Origin of the sequence: Fulvivirga sp. (assembly GCF_040220315.1) — a bacterium.
Lineage (GTDB): Bacteria > Bacteroidota > Bacteroidia > Cytophagales > Cyclobacteriaceae > Fulvivirga.
The window spans coordinates 1-5590 of sequence record NZ_JAVJUY010000238.1; the positions used below are offsets into that span (position 1 = coordinate 1).

Genomic DNA, 5590 nt, shown 5'->3' on the forward strand with positions numbered 1-5590 from the left:
TCAATCATTAGACCATCAATGTTTTCTCCTTTTAACTCTTCGATCAGGCGCTTAACATCACGTGTTGTGCTGTTATAATTAACATCCCCTTTCTGATAGGCCTCAAAATCCATATAAAAACTCGGGAGTGTAATTACACCAAAGCTATATTCCCTGCCATTTCTTGTTACTGGTACAACTTCAGCCTTAGCCTGCATATCTTCTAACTTGATCTTATCCCGTACTAAAGAAATTGTCTTAGATGCGCCATAAACACCAGATTCTGCCGGTATAATTTCCAATCTAACGGTTGTACCTTTGGGCCCTTTTATAAGCTCAACAACGTCATCAATTCTCCAGCCAATAACATCTACCATTTCACCTTCTTCTCCCTGGGCAACACCAACTATGCGGTCATCCGGGTGAATAAGGTCACTTTTCATGGCAGGACCTCCCGGCAAAATTTCAACCACTTTTGTAAAGTCATTATCTGTTTGTAATCTCGCTCCAATACCTTCTAACGACAGGCTCATATTTTGTTGAAAGCGATCAGAAGTTTTAGGTGAAAAGTAGTTAGAGTGCGGATCGTAGGCTTCAGCAATCGTATTCAGATATAGCTCAAAAATATCTTCGCTGTTGTACTGACTGATTGCTTTTTTAAAACGGTCATATCTCGTTGTAATGGTTTTATTAATGGAGCTATCTGCCTTACCGTTCAATTTCAAGCTAAGAACCTGGCTTTTCAGCACTTTTCTCCATAGCTCATTCAACTCTTCTGTTGTTTTAGCATATTCATCATTGGATCGATCTGTATCGTAATACTCATCAATTGTAAAATCAAATTCATACGTTAATAATGTGCCATATACATACGCCATTCGTTCATCAAATCGCTGTTTAAAGCGTTCATAGATAGTATAGGCTGGGAATACATTACCTTCTTTGGTAAGATCATCTAATTGCGTGCTGTATTCCTGAAATTCTGCGATGTCAGATTCTAGGAAATAAGATTTATTATTATCTAATGTTTCGATGTAATCATTTAAAATAACAGCAGACAATGAGTCGTTAAGGCTAATCTTCCGATAATGGTAAGTGTCTAAAATCTGCACTGCTAATCGTGCTTCATCACCAAAATATATTTTGGGCTTCAGGTTTTCATCCTGAGTAGTTTGAGTATATGCAACTAATGTAATTAGGCATAAACTGACAATTGATAAGTACTTTTTCATGCGGTTCTCCTCTATCTTCTTTTGTAATACTAGCTTTAACGAAAAATTAATAATTTGTTTTGGTCTAATAACTAAATTTAAACAAAAATGAGACCGCAATGGGTCTCATTCAAATCATTTTGATGGACGGTTACTTCATTGAGTCAACATCAAACTCAGAAAGAAACTTCTCTGCTTGCTCTACATTCTGAAATTCGTAGTACTTTTTATGGCCAAGCGCCATAATCTCCACTTTTACTAAATCAACCGATGCGTTTTTCTTGAATTGAACCTGATCTGGCTTAAAATGTGAATAATCTTCCTCCTTCGCAATATGGAATGATGTTGCTCTTACTGAACTACAAAATTGACATTTGTAGTGCTTTATCAACTCACCCTCCTGTTCAGCCGTAGGTTGCTGTATTACTTCTTCTCTTACAACTCTCATGGTGTAGAAACCACAATTATTACACTGAAGTGCTTCTAAATGTCCCTGGTATTTCTCAATTTTTGTATCACCAGTTGCTTCATCAATCCAAACATCATAATCTACACTAAATACTTCTTCTTCTGCCTGCATCCCTTCATCCAAATGTACATCTTCCTCATCTTCACTAAGTAGCCTCATTTTGTTGCCAGTTTTTGGGTTTATTCTTGGCATATAGCGCCACTTCTTTAATTTACTGTGTAAACGAGTGGGGTAATAATATTGTAAAATAAGCGCCCCTACATACCCAATTAGTGTAGCCCCTGCAATAGAAATGAAAATCAAAACAAAGAACCAAACAAGGTCAAATGTTCTTACATCCTTACCGTATGTATTAATAATCATTCCAATACCTACAGCTATACTTATAATAGATGCCTTGTAATAGTTAATCTCCTTCGTACTCAAATAATCATACTTGGCCTTGTAGTCTTTAATACTCGATACTTTAATCTGATGAACAAGGTAGATAATAACAGCAAGAGCAAAAGATGCTATTGAGCCGATGGTCATAATATTAATCCAAAGTCCTAAGAATTCATTTGGGGCAGTAGTTTCCATATTTTAAAATTTGATATAATATGCTCTAATATAAAGAATTATAATAGCAGGCAATACCCCATTTGAAGTGAATCTTACTAACTATCTAAAATAGCAGTTGATCAATTAATAACATATGATTTTAAAAATATCTTGATATATAACTGGCTAGTAGATAGTTAATTATGTATACTTTAATTTTAACTTTTATCATTTTATCCATTCAACAAGACAAATATAGGTAAAGGATTTAGTGAATAATTCTCTTAAAGCCACATCAAAAGACCACAACTACTACAGTGAAAGAACTCCTTTTTTTAATCAGGCTATTACGTTGTTAACCTATTTAAATTATTCGTTAGTCTAAATTAAGCAGGCTTTAATCTAAAAACGTGATTGATCGTAATCAAAATGTATTTGTGTGCGTTAAAAAGAATCGAACAAGGCATTAAAACATGACATCAGTTTATCGGTTTCTTTCAGTTTCAATTTGGGGCTCTTTGCCAGGGAAATTTCAGAGAGATGTTTCGCGATTATATGCAGAAGTATATAACAAGCGTTTCACAAAGTATATTATTAGGCCTTACTGTAAATTCAACCGTCTCGATAATGCATATTTAAGCCAGTTTATTTCAGAATCTGGAAATGAGTATTATTCAAGCTTTCAGGATTTCTTTACACGCATGTATAAATCACCACCGCCCATAAATTACGATTATGTTTGGCCATGTGAAGGCCTACTTTGCGATAAAGGTAAAGTTTGTGATTTACCTGAAATAAACGTAAAAGGTGATTTAAGAAGCATACATGCTATTTTCGGTAAGCAAGGTCAAAGTATTCCTTCTGAGTATTATTTTACTAATGTATTCTTACATAACAACAACTACCACAGAATTCATGCACCTGTTTCGGGTCGAATTACATCAATTGAGCACATACCCGGGGAATTGATTGTACTAAGGCCTTGGATCTATAAACAAGACCCTTCGCTCCCGGCTATGAGAAATGAACGTGTAAACGTTACTATTGAAGACCAACAAGGAAGGCCATGGTATTTATCTATAGTTGGTGGACCAGCAGTTGGTACAATAGTATTAACCAATTCTATTAATGTTGGCAATAAAATAACTATAGGAAACGAAGTTGGAAAATTTCTTCTTGGCTCAACGTTATGCATGGCTGCCCCTGAAATAACGCAAACTGCAATAAATTCTCAAGTTGTTGTAGCTCAGAAATACTAGCTTAAAATACTCTTTAAGTCAGCCGGTGAATAATTTATTGACTTGATGGTTTTATTATCAGATTTACGAAATACGAGGTACTTGCCGTCCTTCTGTTCATAATAACATTCCGTATCCCTTTCTTCTGCATAGTAATTAACGGTAGCTTTTGCTTCCGCTTCTGTGTCACATGCTTTGCTCATGTTGGATCTCTGAACTTCATCAAAAAGCTCCTTAAATTTGTCCCCAAGACCAAATTCTAATACCGCACCTGAAAGCACATATTGGATATCACAAAGTGCATCAGCAATTTCTACAAGATCCTTCTCCTTAATTGCTTCTGCAAGTTCCTTCAACTCTTCGGAAATCAACTCTACTCTTAAGTCGCAACGCTTTTTATCAGGAATTTGTGGAGATTCCAATATCGGGTGATTAAACGTTTTATGAAATTGAGCTACTTGATTTAAAGAGTCTGGTTGTTGCATAATCTATAAGACAGTTTGTTTTGATTGCGAATATCTGATATATACTTCAAATGCCATTGGTTTATTCGAGTTTTCTATATTTGCAGCTTAATTTTACATCATGGCCAATTTTATTGAGGAATTAAAATGGAGAGGTATGATACACGATATCATGCCAGGGACGGAAGAACAGCTTTCTAAAGAAATCACCGCTGGTTATATTGGGTTTGATCCTACTGCAGACTCTTTGCATATTGGAAGTTTAGTTCAAATAATGACGTTAGTACATTTTCAAAAGGCTGGTCATAAACCGATTGCTCTGGTTGGCGGTGCAACAGGAATGGTTGGCGACCCTTCTGGTAAATCTGCTGAAAGAAATTTATTAACGCAACCAGAAATAGAAACCAATCTGAATGGAATAAAAAAACAGCTTTCTAAATTCCTGGATTTCAATGATTCAGAAACAGGTGCAGAAATGGTGAATAACTATGATTGGTTTAAGAATCTTAATTTTTTGGATTTCATTCGAGATATAGGTAAACACATTACTGTTAACTACATGATGTCTAAAGATTCCGTTAAGAAGCGATTGGAAGGTGAAAGCGGCATGTCGTTCACAGAATTTTCTTACCAATTAGTTCAGGGTTATGACTTTTACTGGTTGTATAAAAATAAGAACTGCAAACTACAGTTAGGTGGTTCTGACCAGTGGGGTAATATTGTTACAGGTACTGAACTTATTAGAAGAAAAGATAGTGGCGAAGCATTTGCCGTAACTACTCCTTTAATAAAAAAGGCAGATGGAACTAAATTCGGTAAAACTGAAGGCGGAAATGTTTGGTTAGATCCTGAGCGAACTTCTTCGTATGAGTTTTACCAGTACTGGCTCAATGCTTCTGATGTGGATGCAGCTAATTACATCAGAATATTTACTTTATTGAGTAAAGAGGAAATAGAAGTACTAGAAAAAGAGCATGCCGAAGCTCCACATTTGAGAAAGCTACAAGAGGCATTAGCCAAGGATATAACAATCCGTGTACACTCTGAAAGAGATTATGAATCTGCAGTGAAGGCATCACAAATTCTGTTTGGAAAGTCAACTACTGAAGATTTAGTAAACTTAGACGAAAAAACGTTTCTATCTGTTTTCAAAGGAGTTCCTCAAGCCAATATTACAAAAGCCGATTTGGAAAAAAGTGGCGATGTAACCACACTTCTTTCTGAAAGCACTGGTGGCATTATTTTTAAATCGAAAGGCGAGGCCAGAAAAATGATACAAGGTGGAGGAGTTAGCATTAATAAGACTAAGATCATCTCCCCTAACGATGGTGTTAATTTTAATTTACTTCAAGGCAAGTACCTGCTAGCACAAAAAGGCAAGAAGAATTATTACATTATTCATGTAAACTAAAAAAGGCCTCAAATTGAGGCCTTTTTTTATGTATTATAATCTGGTGTTAGTTGCCAAATAATTTGTAACCGACATATATTTGAAATGTTCTGTTTTTAGTTTCTGGTAGTGCATCATTGTCTGCAATATCACTTAGACCAAGAACATAACGTAATCCAGCAGAAAGACCACCCGGTAAGTTCAATCCAGCTCCCACAACAGCGCTCAAATCCATTCCTTTAAGTTCATCTTTAATATCCTGACTTCCGCCACCAAAATCAGCTTCTGCCTGTGTTAAA

The 5590-nt window shown here is 35.7% G+C and carries 5 protein-coding genes and 1 pseudogene; 2 read left to right on the plus strand and 4 right to left on the minus strand.

Annotated elements, in window-relative coordinates; all coding sequences use genetic code 11:
- Together RLO81_RS11380 and RLO81_RS11385 are read right to left on the minus strand one after the other, a co-directional pair.
- On the minus strand, nt 1–1211 hold a 1211-nt coding region (locus RLO81_RS11380), incomplete at its 3' end, for a PDZ domain-containing protein (RefSeq protein WP_350111573.1).
- 130 nt (nt 1212–1341) lie between these two features.
- A complete protein-coding gene (locus RLO81_RS11385; RefSeq protein WP_350111574.1) occupies nt 1342–2238 on the minus strand; it encodes a hypothetical protein in 897 nt (298 codons plus the stop codon).
- Between the two features lie 434 nt (nt 2239–2672).
- On the opposite strand from RLO81_RS11385, the gene RLO81_RS11390 reads away from it, so the two are divergent.
- On the plus strand, nt 2673–3458 hold the full coding sequence (locus RLO81_RS11390; protein ID WP_350111576.1) for a phosphatidylserine decarboxylase: 786 nt from the start codon (nt 2673–2675) through the stop codon (nt 3456–3458).
- Here RLO81_RS11390 and RLO81_RS11395 read toward each other — a convergent pair.
- On the minus strand, nt 3455–3922 hold the full coding sequence (locus RLO81_RS11395; protein ID WP_350111578.1) for a pyrophosphohydrolase domain-containing protein: 468 nt from the start codon (nt 3920–3922) through the stop codon (nt 3455–3457). The genes RLO81_RS11390 and RLO81_RS11395 overlap by 4 nt on opposite strands.
- 100 nt (nt 3923–4022) lie before the next feature.
- Here RLO81_RS11395 and tyrS point away from each other — a divergent pair, with 100 nt between their 5' ends.
- A complete protein-coding gene (gene tyrS, locus RLO81_RS11400) occupies nt 4023–5312 on the plus strand; it encodes a tyrosine--tRNA ligase (protein ID WP_350111579.1) in 1290 nt (429 codons plus the stop codon).
- A 46-nt stretch (nt 5313–5358) separates the two neighbouring features.
- On the opposite strand, the pseudogene RLO81_RS11405 reads toward tyrS, so the two are convergent.
- Nucleotides 5359–5590, minus strand: a pseudogene (locus tag RLO81_RS11405) (hypothetical protein); the annotation flags it as partial.

Excerpts from the sequence above, each read along its gene's own strand:
- RLO81_RS11395 (WP_350111578.1), bottom strand. The coding sequence starts at position 3,922 with ATGCAACAACCAGACTCTTTAAATCAAGTAGCTCAATTTCATAAAACG.
- RLO81_RS11390 (WP_350111576.1), top strand. The coding sequence starts at position 2,673 with ATGACATCAGTTTATCGGTTTCTTTCAGTTTCAATTTGGGGCTCTTTG.
- tyrS (WP_350111579.1), top strand. The coding sequence starts at position 4,023 with ATGGCCAATTTTATTGAGGAATTAAAATGGAGAGGTATGATACACGAT.
- RLO81_RS11385 (WP_350111574.1), bottom strand. The coding sequence starts at position 2,238 with ATGGAAACTACTGCCCCAAATGAATTCTTAGGACTTTGGATTAATATT.